Source organism: Rhizobium sp. 21-4511-3d (assembly GCF_053522545.1).
Genome location: NZ_JBNWCF010000001.1, coordinates 861,712 through 878,214, shown reverse-complemented (window position 1 = coordinate 878,214; position 16,503 = coordinate 861,712). Strand labels below are relative to the sequence as shown.

The window sequence follows — 16,503 nt, the reverse complement described above, 5'->3', positions numbered from 1 at the left end:
GGGAGGTTTCTATCAGCGGTGTGCGTTGAGCGAGATGACGTTGTGCATCGTCTCGTCGGCCGTCGACAGGAATTTCTTGATGCTGCGCGCAGCCTGGCGGATGCGGTGTTCGTTCTCGACGAGTGCGAGACGAACGTAATCGTCACCCATTTCGCCGAAGCCGATGCCCGGCGCAACTGCCACATCGGCCTTCTCGACGAGCAGCTTGGAGAATTCGAGCGAGCCGAGATGGCGGAATTTTTCCGGGATCTTCGCCCAGGCGAACATCGTCGCTGCCGGCGGCGGCACTTCGAAGCCGGCCTTGCCGAAGCTCTCGACCATGACGTCGCGGCGGCGCTTGTAGACGTTGCGCACCTCGGCGATGTCAGAACCGTCGCCGTTCAGCGCGTGGGTCGCCGCGACCTGGATCGGCGTGAAGGCGCCGTAGTCGAGGTAGGACTTCACGCGCGTCAGCGCGGCGATCAGGCGCTCGTTGCCGACGGCAAAGCCCATGCGCCAGCCGGGCATGGAGAAGGTCTTAGACATCGAAGTGAATTCGACGGTGACGTCGATGGCGCCCGGAACCTGAAGAACAGAGGGCGGCGGCTCGCCGTCGAAGTAGATTTCAGAATAGGCCAGATCCGACAGGACGATGATGTCGTGCTTCTTCGCGAAGGCGATGACGTCCTTGTAGAAATCAAGCGTCGCGACGAAGGCCGTCGGGTTCGACGGGTAGTTCAGGATCAGCGCTAGCGGCTTCGGGATCGAGTGGCGCACGGCGCGCTCGAGCGGAGCGAAGAAGTTCTCATCCGGCTCGACCGGGATCGAACGGATCACGCCGCCTGCCATCAGGAAACCGAAGGCATGGATCGGATAGGTCGGGTTCGGGCAGAGGATGACATCGCCCGGCGCCGTGATCGCCTGCGCCATGTTGGCGAAGCCTTCCTTGGAGCCGAGGGTCGCAACGACCTGCGTATCCGGGTTGAGCTTCACGCCGAAGCGGCGGGCGTAATAGGCGGCCTGCGCGCGGCGAAGGCCGGGAATGCCCTTGGAGGACGAATAGCGATGCGTGCGCGGGTCCTGGACCACTTCGCAGAGCTTGTCGACGATCGCTTTCGGGGTCGGTAGGTCAGGGTTTCCCATGCCGAGATCGATGATATCGGCGCCGCCCGCTCGCGCGCTTGCTTTCAAACGGTTGACCTGTTCGAAAACATAAGGCGGCAAACGCCGGACTTTGTGAAACTCTTCCATTTCATTCCCCATGGAAATGCGGCCACCGCGGCCGCGCTCGAAGTTCGTCCTGTTCCCGGCTGCTTGCGATACGAACTTCAGAATCGCATGCGCCGTATTCATCAGACTGTCTGCAGGCGGCGATTCTTTGACGGATGCCGCAGCTGCGAAGCATTATCGGGAAAATTCATGTCTCCCGCCAGTGCGGAAGGCTTTGCGTGCAAATTGCCTGAAAGGCAAGGCCTACTTGGTGATTTCCGAGAGTGTGTCGGTGCCATGATCGGCGGCGAGCTTGCGGTATTCCGCAACGCGGCGCTGATACTCGGCCTCGGAAATCGTACCCGCCTTGCGCTGTGCGCCGAGCGCGGTCAGCTTTGCCTGCAGGCTCTTGGCTTCGTCGTCGTTCATCTGAACGTTGGCGGCAGTCAGGGGCGCGCCGAAGGACGGATAGCCGTCGGGCGAATGCGAAAGACCGCTTTCGGCCGGCGCTTCGCCCTTGGTGGCGGTCATCACGACCGCCGTGGGGGCCGCTCGCTTGGCGGCAAGCGCTGCCTTGTGCTCCGGCGTCGACGTGCAGCCGGCAAGCGTCATCGCCGCGGCCGCGGCAATAATTGCCATGCGGGTTGCGATTGCGATGCCAGAGCTGCCGCTGTTCGTCATGCCAGATCTTCCAAATCCTGAAGCTTCTGCGACTGTTAAATTTGTCGCAGCAACAAAGCAATAGCACGAGCGGCGTTGTGTTGAACTTGTTTTCTCGTTCCGGCACGATGTACAAATTGATTTCAGATGATTGCTGCCGCCGGAGGACATGCGTGACCGACAGCAAGAAAGGCGAGACGGACAAGCCGCAAGGCTTCGATGCGACCAACCTCGATCCCTATATGATGAAGGATCCCGAGGCGATGGCGGTGAACTTCGCCCGCGCGCTCGAAAATCTCGGCAAGGCCGCTTCTGCATGGCTGGCACCGCGCGAACGCGGCGACGTCAACGACAAGATCGCCGAGCCGATGACCGACATGGTCAAGACGCTGTCCAAGATCACCGAATACTGGATGTCCGATCCACGCCGCACTTTCGAGGCGCAGACGCAGCTGATGAGCAGCTATTTCGGCGTCTGGATGCGCTCGATGCAGCGCATGCAGGGCGAAGCCGCCGAGCCGGAACCCGACCGCAAGGACAAGCGCTTTTCGGATCAGGACTGGGAGAAGAACCCTTTCTTCGACTTCCTGCGGCAGGTTTATTTCATCACCGCCGACTGGGCGGAGAAGATGGTGACGCAGACCGAGGGGCTGGACGAGCACACCAAGCACAAGGCCGGCTTCTATGTGAAGCAGATCACCGCTGCGCTCTCGCCGACCAATTTCGTCGCCACCAACCCGCAGCTCTATCGCGAGACGATCGCCAGCAGCGGCGAGAACCTAGTGCGCGGCATGAAGATGCTGGCCGAGGATATCGTGGCGGGCCATGGGGACCTGAAGCTTCGCCATACCGACATGACGAAATTCGCCGTCGGCCGCGACATGGCGCTGACGCCAGGCAAGGTGATCGCCCAGAACGATATCTGCCAGATCATCCAGTATGAGGCCACGACAGAGACTGTGCTGAAGCGCCCGCTGCTGATCTGCCCGCCATGGATCAACAAGTTCTACATCCTCGACCTCAACCCGCAGAAGTCCTTCATCAAGTGGTGTGTCGACCAGGGCCACACGGTTTTCGTGATCTCCTGGGTCAACCCCGATTCGCGTCATGCGCAGAAGGACTGGACCGCCTATGCCCGCGAAGGCGTGGATTTCGCGCTGGAGACGATCGAGAAGGCGACCGGCGAGACCGATGTGAACGCCATCGGCTATTGTGTCGGCGGCACCCTGCTTGCGGCGACGCTTGCCCTGCATGCCAAGGAAAAAAACAAGCGCATCCGCTCGGCGACGCTGTTCACGACCCAGGTGGATTTCACCCATGCAGGAGACCTGAAGGTCTTCGTCGACGAAGAGCAGTTGCAGGCGCTTGAAGCGCATATGCAGGCGGTTGGTTATCTCGACGGCTCGAAGATGGCGACGGCCTTCAACATGCTGCGCGCCTCCGAGCTGATCTGGCCCTATTTCGTCAACAACTACCTGAAGGGCGAAATGCCGATGCCCTTCGACCTGTTGTTCTGGAATGCCGATTCGACCCGCATGGCCGCAGCCAATCACGCCTTCTATCTGCGCAACTGCTATCTCCGCAATGCGCTGACGGCAGACGAGATGGTGCTCGACGGCAAGACCCTGTCGCTGAAGGACGTGAAGATCCCGATCTACAATCTCGCCACCCGCGAGGATCATATCGCGCCGGCGAAGTCGGTGTTCCTCGGCAGCCAGTTCTTCGGGGGCAAGGTCGATTTCGTGCTTGCCGGCTCCGGCCATATCGCCGGCGTCGTCAATCCGCCCGACAAGAAGAAATACCAGTACTGGACCGGCGGCCCCGCCAAGGGCGACTACGATGTCTGGCTGACCAAGGCAGAGGAGGCACCGGGCTCCTGGTGGCCGCATTGGCATGCCTGGATCGAGGCCAAGGACGGCAAGCGGGTTCCCGCCCGCAAGCCCGGCGGCGCGTCGCTCAATGCCATCGAGGAAGCACCGGGCAGCTACGTGATGGAACGGGCCTAGGCTTTTTTTGAAACGGCGCCGTCCATTTCCTTTGCCGCATAAAGGAATTGGAAACCATAATCGCCCATAGTTACTAACAGCGGATTAGTTGCGCTGTGCCTCATTTAGGCCCTGTTGCTTCATTATCGGCTCCGGCTAAAGCGTCCTGCGTAAGCTGCCGGTATTAGTGACGCGTTGGGAAACCGAGTAATATGGCGTTTGCTGTCGAGGCGCGTGAAAGCGCTAACCCTTTCGGCTGGGCAATTTTCGGCTCTGCCAAGCTTTTCCGGGCTCTTCCGGTCATTGCTGCCATCGGCCTGGGGGCCGCTGTATCGACCTGGACACTGGCATCGGTTGCCACGATGCATTCGTCGGCAATGCCTGCCAACGAAGACAAGAGCTTGTTTGCCGATATCGCCATCGCTCCGAAGGCGCATGCGCATCACAATGCCGGCGCCGCGCAGGCCCTCGTTCACGTCAGCAAGTTTTCCCGGCTTCCCGGCCAGACGACCGTTTCCGACCGCATGACGGCGGATGTTCCCGCAAAATCCTCCAAGGACATGGTAGCGCTGATGCGGCGCCGCGGACTTTCGCTGCTTGCCATGCGCAACAATGGCAGCGAGATCGCTTCGGCGCTGAAGCAGCAGGCAGAGACACTCGCCAGCGCCGCGCCGGTCCCGGCCGTGACGACGCCGTCCGCCCTGCCCGCTCCGGTTCAGGTTCAGGTCGCAGCCGTCAAGGCGCCTGAACCCGCAACGACCATGGCCGCCGCCGAAGCAATGCCGCAGCCGCGCCCGACGCCCGCCGCTTCCCCGATCGAGACCGCGCTCGCCGATGGCGTCGCCGCCTCCGACGAACCTTTCGGCCTCGTTCTCTCCGACGGCGGCGAAGTACCGCTGCCGATGGCCCGCCCGAACCGTCCGAAGACGGCAGCCAATGCACCGGAGACGGCGCTTGCCTATGCCAAGGTCGACGACGAAGATATCGAAGACGACATGCCGAAGGTCGGCAAGCCGACGCTGACGCCGATCGCCCGCGCTGGTGTTGCCGTCTACGACATTTCGGCCGGTACCGTTTACATGCCGAACGGCGATCGCCTGGAGGCGCATTCGGGCCTCGGCAACATGCGCGACAACCCGCGCTTCGTCGATCAGAAGATGCGCGGCCCGACGCCGCCGCATACCTATAACCTTCAGATGCGCGAAGCGCTGTTCCACGGTGTCGAGGCGATCCGCCTGCATCCGGTCGGTGGCGCCGGCGCCATCCACAATCGCGTGGGTCTGCTTGCCCACACCTACATGCTCGGCAAGCGCGGCGACTCCAACGGCTGCGTTTCCTTCAAGGATTACAAGCGCTTCCTGGCCGCCTTCAAGCGCGGTGAGATCAAGCAGCTGGTCGTCGTTCCGAAATATAGCGGCACCTCTGCCGGTTCGCCGAAGTCGACGCTGGCGTCGCTCTTCTCGCGCCGCTCCTGATCGCAATTTCGATGCAAGACAGAAGAGGCGGCCGCGCCACCGGCCGCCTCTTCTGCGTTGAGATGACACAAATCGCCGACGCGCCCATTGATCGCGATGGACGAACCCGGCATAGCTGCATTATGTACGACAAGGACAATTTCCGCTAAGGCCCTGCAATGGTGAATTATATCGAAGCCGCCACGGCGCCGCCGAAGAATACCGGCGCAATCAGGCTCTATGGCCCCGACGCTTTCGAAGGCATGCGCAAGGCCTGTCAGCTGACGGCACGCTGCCTTGACGAGCTGGCATCCATCGTCAAGCCCGGCCTGCCGACGGATGCGATCGACCGTTTCGTGTTCGAATACGGCATGGACAACGGCGCCCATCCCGCGACACTGAACTATCGCGGCTATACCAAGTCGACCTGCACCTCGATCAACCATGTCGTCTGTCACGGCATTCCCGATGCCAAACCGCTGCGCGAAGGCGATATCGTCAACATCGACGTCACCTTCGTGGTCGATGGCTGGCACGGCGATTCCAGCCGCATGTATCCGGTCGGGCAGATCAAGCGCGCCGCCGAGCGCCTTCTTGACGTGACGCATGAATCGCTGATGCGCGGCATCGCTGCCGTGCGGCCGGGTGCGCGCACCGGCGCGATCGGCGAGGCGATCCAGACCTATGCTGAAGCCGAGCGCTGCTCCGTCGTGCGCGACTTCTGCGGCCACGGCGTCGGCCGGCTGTTCCACGATTCGCCGAATATCCTGCATTACGGCCGGGCCAACGAAGGCCCTGAGCTCCGCGAAGGCATGATCTTCACCATCGAGCCGATGATCAATCTCGGACGGCCGCATGTGAAGGTGCTGGCCGACGGCTGGACGGCGGTGACGCGCGACCGGTCGCTCTCGGCGCAGTACGAGCATACGGTCGGCGTAACGGCCACCGGCTGCGAGATCTTCACGCTGTCGCCCGGCGGTCTCGACCGCCCCGGCCTGGCGCCGCTCAACGGGTGAGACAAAGATGGCGAAAGGCCCCGTTCTGAATTCCGATGATGAACTGCCTTTCGACGATCTTCCCGTCGACGAACGCCTCTTCTTCGCAGAACAGCCTGCCAAGCCGGCGCCGGTCGCAAAGACCGCGCCGCCATCGATCGGTGGCGAGCAGCATTACCACGGCCATCGCGAGAGATTGCGCAACCGCTTCCGCGAGAATGGCGACGGCGCGCTGGCCGACTATGAAATCCTCGAGCTGCTGCTCTTCCGGCTGATCCCGCGCCGCGACACCAAGCCGATCGCCAAGGCGCTTCTCGACCGCTTCGGAACGCTTGCCGCCGTCTTCGGCGCGCCGGCCGCCCTTTTGCAGGAGGTCAAGGGTGTCGGCGAAGCTGTGGCGCTCGATCTGAAGCTCGTCTCCGCCGTAGCGCAGCGCACGCTGAAGAGCGAGCTGCGCAACAAGCAGGTGCTCGGCTCCTGGTCATCCGTGATCCAGTATTGCCACGCCGCAATGGCGCATGAGGCCCGTGAACAGTTCCGCATTCTCTTTCTCGACAAGCGCAACGCGCTGATCGCCGACGAGGTGCAGGGGCGTGGCACGGTGGATCACACGCCGGTCTATCCGCGCGAGGTGGTGAAGCGGGCCCTGGAGCTCTCCGCCACTGCGCTGATCCTCGTCCACAATCACCCTTCCGGCGATCCGACGCCCTCGCGCGCCGATATCGACATGACGAAGATGATCATCGATACGGCGAAGCCGCTCGGCATCACCGTTCACGATCACATCATTATCGGCAAGGACGGGCATGCCAGCCTCAAGGGCTTGCGCCTGATCTAACCCCTTTCAGGTATCTGTCAGTTTCAGCTCGCAGAGAGTGCGTGCTGCATATTCCGCAGCGCGATTCGAGCTAGAGATTTCGATGGCACTGGCATTTCCGCGTCTGACCGTTTCTCCGATCACCAAGCGCATCCTCAACGTCTTCGGCCTGCTCGCCGTCCTGATCGGCGGTTACTATCTCTATCTGCTGGCGACCGACAATTTCCATGCCGTCGTTGCCGGTGAGGTCTACCGCTCCTCGCAGCCGTCAGCCTCAGCGATCGCTCGCTTCGAAGGCAAGTACGGGATCAAGACGATCCTCAACCTGCGCGGCGAGAACGAGAAGCACGGCTGGTATGACAGCGAGGTCGCCCAGTCGAACGCGCTCGGCATCAAGCATATCGATTTCAGAATGAATTCGTCGACTGAGCTGACGCCGGATCAGGCAATGCAGCTGATCGCCATCATGCGCGATGCACCGAAGCCGCTGCTGATCCATTGCCAGGCCGGCGCGGACCGAACGGGCCTTGCCTCGGCACTCTATCTGGCCGCCATCGCGCGCAAGAGCGAGAAGGTTGCCGAGGGTCAGCTGTCGCTGCGCTACGGCCACATCCCCTACTCTTTCTCGCATGCTTTTCCGATGGACATAACATTCGAGAAAATGGAACCCCTGCTTGGCTTCGGTGATTCCTGATACCTGCCCCTTAAAGCATCTGTAACATTGACCAGATACCGGTGAATGCGCGACATTTTGCGGCGCAATATCTGATTCCTCTTCCAAGCCGGGGCTGAGCCATGTTCCAGTACGATCTCGTTGTTGTCGGCAGCGGCCCCGCAGGCCGCCGTGGCGCCATTCAGGCTGCCAAGCTCGGCAAGAAGGTTCTGGTCATCGAACAGGGCAAACGCGTCGGCGGCGTCTCGGTCCACACCGGTACCATCCCCTCGAAGACGCTGCGCGAGACGGCGCTCAATCTCTCCGGCTGGCGCGAACGCGGCTTCTACGGCCGCGCCTACCGCGTCAAGGATGAGATCAGCGCTGAAGACCTGCGCCGCCGCCTGCTGATTACCCTCGACCACGAAGTCGAAGTTCTCGAACACCAGTTCGCCCGCAACCGCGTGCAGCACATGCGCGGCAAGGCGAGCTTCGTTGACGCCTCGACGCTGCAGATCGTCAAGGACGACGGCGAGACCATTCAGGTGGCAGCCAACAGCGTTCTGCTCGCCGTCGGCACCAAGCCATTCCGCCCTGATTATATGCCCTTCGACGGCAAGACCATCATCGACAGCGACGAGCTGCTCGACATCGAGGAACTGCCGCGCTCGATGGTCGTCATCGGCGCCGGCGTTATCGGCATCGAATATGCGACGATCTTCAGCGCGCTCGACACCGCCGTCACCCTGCTCGATCCGAAGTCCACGATGCTCGATTTCATCGACAAGGAGATCGTCGAGGATTTCACCTACCAGCTGCGTGACCGCAACATGAAGCTGCTGCTCGGCCAGAAGGCCGACAAGGTGGAGAAGCTCGATAACGGTAAGGTGCAGCTGACGCTCGACAACGGCCGCCACCTCACGACCGACATGGTGCTTTTCGCTGCCGGCCGTATGGGCGCCACCGACACGCTGAACCTGCCGGCGATCGGCCTCGAGGCCGACAATCGCGGCCGCCTGAAGGTCAATCCGGAAACTTTCGAGACCTCCGTTCCCGGCATCTATGCGGCCGGTGACGTCGTCGGCTTCCCGAGCCTGGCCTCCACCTCGATGGAACAGGGCCGCATCGCGGCGCGCGTTGCTGTTGGCGCCGTCGCCAAGGAGCCGCCCAAATACTTCCCCTACGGCATCTATGCCGTTCCGGAAATCTCCACCTGCGGCCTGACCGAGGAGGAAATGAAGGAGCGCGGCATTCCCTATGAATGCGGTATTGCCCGTTTCCGCGAGACATCGCGCGGCCACATCATGGGTCTCGATACCGGCCTTCTGAAGCTGATCTTCTCGCTGAAGACGCGCCGTCTGCTCGGCGTTCACATCGTCGGCGAAGGCGCGACCGAGCTCGTGCATATCGGCCAAGCCGTCTTGAACCTGAAGGGCACCGTCGAATATTTCGTCGAGAATACCTTCAACTATCCGACGCTCGCGGAAGCCTACAAGATTGCCGGCCTCGACGCCTGGAATCGCATGGGCGACATCAAGTCGGAACTCTGAGCCGGCTCAGTTCGCCAGCATATTGTCGGGTTTCATCCAGTCGAGCTCGCCCAGAGCCGCCAAGAGATGCTGCGCGACGGCCTTGTTGCCCTCGCGCACCGCGATATCATAGGCGGTCAGGCAATATTTCACCAAGGGCCTTGTCAGCATCGGCTCTTCCGACACCGGACAGACGATCCCGGCATAGAGATGCGGAACGCCGCTGCGTTCGCGGAAGCAGCGGCCGAACACCATGACATAGGAATAGGTGCCATCGACCTGGCGTGTCCGGTAGCTCTGCTGCTCGGGCTCGCCGGTGGTGATCGTCTGGTGGATCGTGGCGGCGACGCCCGGCCGGTCTTCCGGGTGAATGCGCTCGATATAATTCTCGAGCGGCAACCCGCGCTCGGCGGTGTGATAGTCGAGCCCGAAGAGATCGGCCACCGCGCCATCTGCATAAAGCAGGTTGGAGGCTATATCCCAGGTGAAGAAACCGGATTCTGCAGCCAGGCCGCTATCGGCCTCGCCTTCGATGGCGCTGTTCTGGAAGGCCACGATTTTCCCCTCTGCATATCGACGCAATCCTGAAGTGTAGAGGATAGCCCTCACACCGCAAGACACTGATTAGCAAATATGAAACTTCTTCACAGCCTGTAAGTCAGTACGCTTGCCGACAAAGAAAAAGGCCCCGCCGCGAGGCGAGGCCTTTCGAAATCCTGATCGGATCAGCCGATTATTCGGCGTCGCCTTCGGAAGCCTTCTTCTTCGGAGCAGCCTTCTTCTTCGGAGCTGCTTCTTCGCCTTCAGAAGCTTCAGCCTTGGCAGCTGCCTTCTTCTTCGGGGCCTTCTTGGCGTCCTTGTCCGAGCCTTCGCCTTCTTCGTCGGCGAGCAGCTCTTCCTTGGTGACCTTCTTGTCGGTGACGTCGATCTCGGTCAGCAGATGGTCGATGACCTTCTCTTCGAAGATCGGAGCGCGGATCGAAGCGGCTGCACCCGGCTGGCTGCGGAAGAAGTCGAGAATCTGCTTCTCTTGGCCCGGGTACTGGCGCAGCTGTTCGTAGATAGCGCGCTGCATTTCGTCTTCGGACACTTCGACGCCGGCCTTTTCGCCGATTTCGGAGAGAACGAGGCCGAGGCGGACGCGGCGTTCAGCGAGCGTCTTGTACTCTTCCTGTGCCTTGTCTTCGGTCGTGCCTTCGTCTTCGAAGGTGCGGCCCGACTGGGCGAGATCGTTGTTCACCTGGCTCCAGATGCCGTTGTACTCGGCGTCAACCAGCGACTTCGGGGTCTCGAACTTGTACATCTCGTCAAGCTGGTCGAGGATCTGACGCTTCACCTTCTGGCGGGTCAGCGAGCCGTACTGCGATTCGATCTGGCCACGGACGATTTCGCGCAGGCGGTCAGCCGATTCCAGGCCGAGCTTCTTTGCGAGTTCGTCGTTGATCTCGGTTTCGCCCGGAGCAGCAACGTCCTTGACGGTGACGTCGAAGGTGGCTTCAGCGCCAGCGAGGTTCTTGGCCGGGTAATCGGCCGGGAACGTCACAGTGATGGTCTTTTCGTCGCCAGCCTTGACGCCGACCAGCTGGTCTTCGAAGCCCGGGATGAAACGGCCGGAGCCGAGAACGAGTTCAGCGCCCTGATCGGTGCCGCCGTCGAAGGCAACGCCGTCAACCTTACCGACGTAATCCATCGTGACGCGGTCGCCGTCGGCAGCCTTGCCCTTCTTGGTTTCGTAGGAACGGGCGCTTTCAGCGACCTTCAGGACCTGCTCGTTGACTTCGTCGTCGGAGATGTCGACGACTTCGCGGGTGATCTTGATGCCCTTGGTGGACTTCAGTTCGATCGGCGGCAGAACTTCGTAGGACAGCGTGAATTCGAAGTCCTTCTCTGCGGAAAGGATCTGTTCGGCCTCGTCCTTGTCCTCGGTCATGGCGACTTCCGGCTGGGTGGCGGACTTTTCGCCACGGCTGGAAAGGATCTGGGTCGGCTGTTCGCGAACGATCTCGTTGACGAGGTCGGCCATGATGGACTTGCCGTAGACCTTCTTCAGGTGAGCCGGCGGTACCTTGCCCGGACGGAAGCCGTTGATGCGGACCTTGTCCTTAACGTCGGCAAGACGCTCGTTCAGCTTGCTTTCCATGTCCTTGGCCGGGATAACGACCTTGATTTCGCGCTTCAGCCCTTCAGCGAGCGTTTCGATAACCTGCATGTCTTCCTACCTTCATTTCGTTGGCGGCCGTGCCCAGACGCCTTCGTTTCGATGAGCACGACGCCGGACAAACTTGGCCGCGCGTGGCTTGTTGTTCAAATTCCAATGCATCCCGCCGTTAAGGGGGACGGCGCCATCCTGCCGGGTAATCGGGATCTCCCGCCTGCAAGCCAGCTTTGGTGCGGGTAGAGAGACTTGAACTCCCACGCCTTGCGGCACCAGAACCTAAATCTGGCGTGTCTACCAATTTCACCATACCCGCGTTCGCAAAACCGCATGCATATGCCTGCGCATGAGGCCTTCCGGAGCGCGGCGTCTCTATATCACCCGATTTGGTAGAGGCAAAGGAAAAATGAAGACCGGATGACCGGGAGTTTCCACCCGGCGCGTGGCAATCCACAGGGCAATCGGCGCCTCAGTAAACCGGCTCCTCATAGGCGGGCTTTCCATCGACCAGCAGGCTGCGGATCTGGGCCGTTCCATCGGCCGAAACACGCACGGCGATGGAGACGTTTCCATCCTGGCGGGCCTCCTCCAGCGGCTTGCCCTCGCCTTCCGGAACATAATAGCGCTCGATGCCATATTCGACGCGGATCATGTCGCCGCTCGACGCGCCGTAGCTGTAGAATGGCTGGCTTTTGATGACGACGCTGCCGGTCTCAGGCATCAGCGCGGTGAAGGACGATTCGGCGATCGCCCAGAAGCCGTCCGGCTGCGGCCTGAGCCGCACCCACAGCACCTGCTCGCCCGCATCCTTGGGAAGGCCGCCCTTGAGGGTGCTGACCGGCACCGAGGAGATGTCGTAATTCAGGATGACATAGTCGCCGCGCAGGAAATCGCGCGGATCGACCGGCGCGGTCTTCAAGACGACATCGGCACCGCTGCGCAAGATCGCGGCGCGGCTCTCTATTATATAGCCGAGGATCGCCGTCTGCAGCACGGCTGCGATGATGGCGGCAACCAGATAGCGGCGGCCCGCACGCGGGCTCGAGAGGACGGCGCTCATCGGGCGACCTCCTGGCGCTTGCCGCCGAAGCGTCTCTCCAGGCGGATCACCAGCCAGGCGACGACGGCGACGAAGAGGCCCGACAGCAGGAAGAGACCTGACGTGCCCAAGATCGAGCCGACGGTCTCGGAGGCCAGATAAAGGATCTCTCCGGCAAACATCAGATAGGCGAGATAGCGCACCGCGCCGTTATCCCTGCCCTGCAGCGCGATCGCCAGCACGGAGACGCCGAGCGTCGCCAGGCTGAGCAGGATCAGCGCTCCACCCTGCTCCAATTGTATATTGAGAAGCAGCAGGCCGACGGCGGCGACCAGGAAGGCGTAGAAGGCGGGAGCGGCTCCGGCCGTCAGGATGAACTCGGTGACGCGCAGCGGCGGCAGGCTGACGGCAAGGAAGACGGCCATGCCACAGACGACATAGACCATCGCGAGCCACAGATCCTCGTTCAGCGTATAGATCCAGGCAAGCCAGGCGACGGCGAGCAGATAGGCGAGATGACGCACCCTGCCCGCATCGGTGGAGCGCACCAGAGCCACCGTCACCGCGCTCATGACGATCGGCAGCCAGGCGCCGATGCCGATCCAGCGGCCGTCATTATTGTTGAGATAGACTGCAAACGATGCCCAGGAGAGGAAACCGGCAATCGCGACGGCCGGCGCGGAACGAAAGAGCGCGGCGGAAATGACGGCGATTGCAAACCACAGATACATCACCACCTGCTCGTCGCCCGAAAGATGGTACATCTGGCCGATCAGCGAGATTGCGCCGCCGAAGCCGAGCACAGCGATCACCAGCAGCGCGTTGCCGGCCGCCTGCGCCCCGCGGGCGAAAAGAGCCGCGGCGCCGAGATAGGCCGCCCAGATTATGATCAGGATGGCGCCGACGCGCACGAGCCTCGGAATGGCCTCCCAGTTGGAGGCGATCAGCAGCAGGACCGCGGCGCCGAGCAGGACGGCGGCGAGCACCATCAGTACCCGGCCAAGACTGAAGCTTGCGGGACGGGCGTCGTATTCGCCGAGCATCTGCTCGGCAGCGACCTCCGTGATCAGTCCCTTGTCGACCCAGATAGAAAGGTCGCGCTCCAGCCTGCCTCGATACATTCCAGCCTCCGCCCCGGTGATGGCATTGCCTAGCGTTATAGGCGGCCAAGCCGTTAGGCAATCCCGGGCTGCAATGCAGGAATCTCACTGTGCGAAGTTGGGGCACTTATTAACTGCCAATTAACGAGGCATTGCTAATATGCGGATATTGCAGCAAGGCATGCATGAGCCGCATAGCCACCATGAAAATATTGCACTGCAAAATAATCAAAAGTCATACTATTTAAATGATCAAGAAGCACGGGCATGGCAGCCCGGCCCGGTTTACCGGACGCCTGCGGACATGATGTTCGTAAAAAGAATTCGGAGCAGCGCACTCCTCCTCCCAGCGCCCTCCGATAGACTGACAACACTCCTCCTCCCAGTTGTCAGTCACCTACATGACGCCCGCCGGATCCTCCCCCGGTGGGCGTTTTGTTTAACGGCAGGTTAAACGATTAAACATCAGCAAATCCGGATAAAGCCGCAAAGCGTCCGCAGGCGCCCGCGCCCATGCAGAATGCATGCCGGAGCGCCAAGTCGAGCGCCGCGAACAGACGACCCTACCCTTCACCTGAATCGCGCCTGGAAAGCCTCTCTCCGCCATCCTTCGACTGGCTTTTCACCTTCTGGCCGCAAATGGCGACATCTTGGCGGGCAAAGTGACCAAGAGAAAATCATTCTGCCTATTCGTTGACCACAAAGCGGCGAAAACTTGTAATTCACCGCCCGAGATCTGCATTTCATGCATGGGTGACTTGAATTCTTGTCTCTGTTAGTTCTTCGCGGCGCAACATATATTCAGCTCATCAAATAGAGGCCAGCGCGGAAAGGCTGCAGCTGGCAGATCGCAAGCCCTAGGAAAGGGGACCAACATGAACTTCAGCCGCTCTTTCAACAACTGGCGCAAGTACCGTCAGACGGTTTCTGAACTTGGCCGCATGACCAACCGCGAATTGCATGACCTCGGCATCGACCGTTCGGACATCCATCGCGTCGCTCGCGAGGCAGCTGCCCGCTAATCCAGGCGATCAGCGTCCTCCCAAGCTGATCTCCTCCCCAAAACGCCCGGTGCTCACGCAACGGGCGTTTTCTTTTGCCTGGAGTTTACACTTTCGTAAGAGTTGCAGGCAAAAAGAACTCACCTTTACCGCTCAAAAATTCACACCTGCGCATTTAGCGGGCAAATCATTGCACAAACGCATAGCAGATGCCTTTTCTTTGCACTGCACAATATGACGGCGATCCACTATATGAATGTGCAAGCGCAGAGACGGCGATGACGCCGGCCGCGAGACACCTTCAAGGATGATAGAAATGAACCCGATCCGCATTGCAAAGAGCTGGATTAGCTACCGCCGCACTCTCAACGAACTCGGCAACCTGTCCAACCAGACCCTCTCCGATATCGGTATCAACCGTTACGAGATCCGCAACATTGCATCCCGTTCGTTCCGCTAATCAGCGGCGAATGCGATACACCCAAAACGGCGCCGTTAGGCGCCGTTTTCGTTTTTGGGCAGCCGCCAGCGCCGCCAGGGCGCGTTCCATCGATAGGCGGCACGGCATGATGCCAGGCGATGCCCGTGACTGATTTCCGATTGTCCCGAGAGATATGGCGTTTGACTGCGCTCGCCATGCGCCGTTGGCTTTACGCCAGAAAGGCAGAAGCCGCGCTCCAGGCGCGGCCTGCTGTTTCAGGTGGTCGGGAAACGATCAGTTCCGCCATCTTCCCGAAGAGTTCGCTTCGCTGCTGAAGAAGCGGGATGCCGCCTCGGTGCGATTGCGGACATTCATCTTCTTGTAGATGTTGCGAACGTGAACCTTCACCGTGTTCTCCGAGAGATGGAGCTCGTCGGCGATGATCTTGTTCTGCGTGCCCTTGCAGATGAGATCAAGGATCTGGACTTCGCGGGTGGTCAGGGCGGACATGTCCCCCTGGCGCAGACGCAGCGCCCCTGCCCCGGCAGCTGCGACCGAACGGGTCTCGTAGAGCGACCGTTCAGGCTGCACCGCCTGGTTCGTCAGCCGGTTCAGCAATGCGGACGGGAAGTGTTCGCCGCCCTTCATCAAGAGATCGACCGCCGCCATGAACACGTCGAGCCGCAGATTGAGCGGCAGGACGCCGTCGATCACCCGTGCCTCGACCAGACGGTTGACATAGGGCTCCATCATATCGATCGCTTCGACCACGAGCGCAATCGACGTCGCGGGATGGTTTTCCCTGACGGCCGCCAGCGCCTCGCTGAGCTCGGCTCCGGTTATGTGGTAGAAGAGAACGAGCGTGGCATCATTCGCATCGTTTTCCAGCATGGCCTTGGAGTAGCCCTTGCTGATGACCTCACAGGTAGGAAACTTTTTCGCGAGAGCCTCGACGAGGCATTCGGAGAACAAGTCTGCATTGGCAATTACAAGTATCGTGTCCCCGGCCGGACCGAACTTTCGGCCCTGCTCGGCATCACCAGTCTTCGACGCAGTCATGAACATTTACGCCTCCCCATAGCGTTACACGTTACAAATGCTTTGAGTGATACTTCGGGCCGCCCGGACGGGCGCCCCTGATAATTCCCGTCTTCATTAGTTAGCCATTTCTTAATTATGGTAATACGAAGTTGCATTGAAGGAAATGGCCCAAACGGGTTAGTTTTTGTAAATATACAATGACATTTCCTATTGCAGCGGTTGTATTGCACCCTTCCTAGATAACTTATGGGGTATATTGCCGATTATTTTTTGGGTTCGATGGTATTTTCGCATCAATAATAGACATGCGGTCTTTTTCACTCTTTCGGCCAGCGCCAATTAACCGGAATGTTACTTGTGCAAGTCTTTTGACGTAGACTTGAGCCAAAGCGAAGCAGCGCGATCGCCCGCAAATGGGGGCGACCTCCGGCGCTTTCCGGTTCAACCTTGGGGATGATCGGAGCGC

General features: G+C 60.6%; 15 protein-coding genes and 1 tRNA gene. 8 read left to right on the top strand and 8 right to left on the bottom strand.

Features of this window, described 5'->3' with window-relative positions:
• Positions 1 to 12: 12 nt before the first annotated feature.
• Together ACQZ5H_RS04690 and ACQZ5H_RS04685 are read right to left on the bottom strand one after the other, a co-directional pair.
• Positions 13 to 1,230, bottom strand: a complete 1,218-nt coding sequence (locus ACQZ5H_RS04690) for an LL-diaminopimelate aminotransferase (protein ID WP_112388164.1) — start codon at positions 1,228 to 1,230, stop codon at positions 13 to 15.
• Between the two features lie 222 nt (positions 1,231 to 1,452).
• On the bottom strand, positions 1,453 to 1,869 hold the full coding sequence (locus ACQZ5H_RS04685; RefSeq protein ID WP_449096837.1) for a hypothetical protein: 417 nt from the start codon (positions 1,867 to 1,869) through the stop codon (positions 1,453 to 1,455).
• A 152-nt stretch (positions 1,870 to 2,021) separates the two neighbouring features.
• On the opposite strand from ACQZ5H_RS04685, the gene phaC reads away from it, so the two are divergent.
• From phaC to sthA, 6 genes are all read left to right on the top strand, one after another.
• Positions 2,022 to 3,854, top strand: coding sequence for a class I poly(R)-hydroxyalkanoic acid synthase (phaC, locus tag ACQZ5H_RS04680; protein WP_130278421.1), 1,833 nt, complete (start codon positions 2,022 to 2,024; stop codon positions 3,852 to 3,854).
• Between the two features lie 191 nt (positions 3,855 to 4,045).
• The gene (locus ACQZ5H_RS04675) at positions 4,046 to 5,308 is read left to right on the top strand and encodes a tlde1 domain-containing protein (RefSeq protein ID WP_449096836.1); all 1,263 of its coding nucleotides are present in this window, start codon (positions 4,046 to 4,048) and stop codon (positions 5,306 to 5,308) included.
• Positions 5,309 to 5,466: 158 nt separating this feature from the next.
• On the top strand, positions 5,467 to 6,303 hold the full coding sequence (map, locus tag ACQZ5H_RS04670) for a type I methionyl aminopeptidase (RefSeq protein ID WP_449096835.1): 837 nt from the start codon (positions 5,467 to 5,469) through the stop codon (positions 6,301 to 6,303).
• Positions 6,304 to 6,310: 7 nt separating this feature from the next.
• Entirely contained in the window at positions 6,311 to 7,120 is an 810-nt protein-coding gene (gene radC, locus ACQZ5H_RS04665; RefSeq protein ID WP_112711605.1) for a RadC family protein, read from the top strand.
• Between the two features lie 82 nt (positions 7,121 to 7,202).
• Complete coding sequence (locus tag ACQZ5H_RS04660) at positions 7,203 to 7,793, top strand: dual specificity protein phosphatase family protein (RefSeq protein WP_112711604.1); 591 nt, start codon at positions 7,203 to 7,205, stop codon at positions 7,791 to 7,793.
• 101 nt (positions 7,794 to 7,894) lie between these two features.
• Complete coding sequence (gene sthA / locus ACQZ5H_RS04655) at positions 7,895 to 9,301, top strand: Si-specific NAD(P)(+) transhydrogenase (RefSeq protein WP_449096834.1); 1,407 nt, start codon at positions 7,895 to 7,897, stop codon at positions 9,299 to 9,301.
• Between the two features lie 6 nt (positions 9,302 to 9,307).
• On the opposite strand, the gene ACQZ5H_RS04650 is transcribed toward sthA, so the two are convergent.
• The 5 genes from ACQZ5H_RS04650 to ACQZ5H_RS04630 all read right to left on the bottom strand — a co-directional run bounded on the left by ACQZ5H_RS04650 (position 9,308) and on the right by ACQZ5H_RS04630 (position 13,595).
• Entirely contained in the window at positions 9,308 to 9,835 is a 528-nt protein-coding gene (locus ACQZ5H_RS04650) for a PAS domain-containing protein (protein WP_449096833.1), read from the bottom strand.
• Between the two features lie 178 nt (positions 9,836 to 10,013).
• Positions 10,014 to 11,489 (bottom strand): trigger factor, encoded by a 1,476-nt coding sequence (tig, locus tag ACQZ5H_RS04645; protein WP_112711602.1) that lies wholly within the window; start codon positions 11,487 to 11,489, stop codon positions 10,014 to 10,016.
• Between the two features lie 177 nt (positions 11,490 to 11,666).
• A tRNA-Leu gene (locus ACQZ5H_RS04640) sits at positions 11,667 to 11,751 on the bottom strand.
• Between the two features lie 153 nt (positions 11,752 to 11,904).
• Positions 11,905 to 12,495, bottom strand: coding sequence for a GDYXXLXY domain-containing protein (locus ACQZ5H_RS04635; protein WP_449096832.1), 591 nt, complete (start codon positions 12,493 to 12,495; stop codon positions 11,905 to 11,907).
• Positions 12,492 to 13,595, bottom strand: a complete 1,104-nt coding sequence (locus ACQZ5H_RS04630; protein WP_449096831.1) for a DUF2157 domain-containing protein — start codon at positions 13,593 to 13,595, stop codon at positions 12,492 to 12,494. The genes ACQZ5H_RS04635 and ACQZ5H_RS04630 overlap by 4 nt, the downstream gene beginning before the upstream one ends.
• Before the next feature lie 854 nt (positions 13,596 to 14,449).
• On the opposite strand from ACQZ5H_RS04630, the gene ACQZ5H_RS04625 reads away from it, so the two are divergent.
• Together ACQZ5H_RS04625 and ACQZ5H_RS04620 are read left to right on the top strand one after the other, a co-directional pair.
• Entirely contained in the window at positions 14,450 to 14,596 is a 147-nt protein-coding gene (locus ACQZ5H_RS04625; RefSeq protein WP_112711599.1) for a DUF1127 domain-containing protein, read from the top strand.
• A gap of 295 nt (positions 14,597 to 14,891) precedes the next feature.
• Entirely contained in the window at positions 14,892 to 15,035 is a 144-nt protein-coding gene (locus ACQZ5H_RS04620) for a DUF1127 domain-containing protein (protein ID WP_112711598.1), read from the top strand.
• A 255-nt stretch (positions 15,036 to 15,290) separates the two neighbouring features.
• Here the strand turns inward: ACQZ5H_RS04620 and ACQZ5H_RS04615 are convergent, their stop codons facing one another.
• Complete coding sequence (locus ACQZ5H_RS04615; protein WP_199629369.1) at positions 15,291 to 16,061, bottom strand: response regulator transcription factor; 771 nt, start codon at positions 16,059 to 16,061, stop codon at positions 15,291 to 15,293.
• Positions 16,062 to 16,503: the final 442 nt, after the last annotated feature.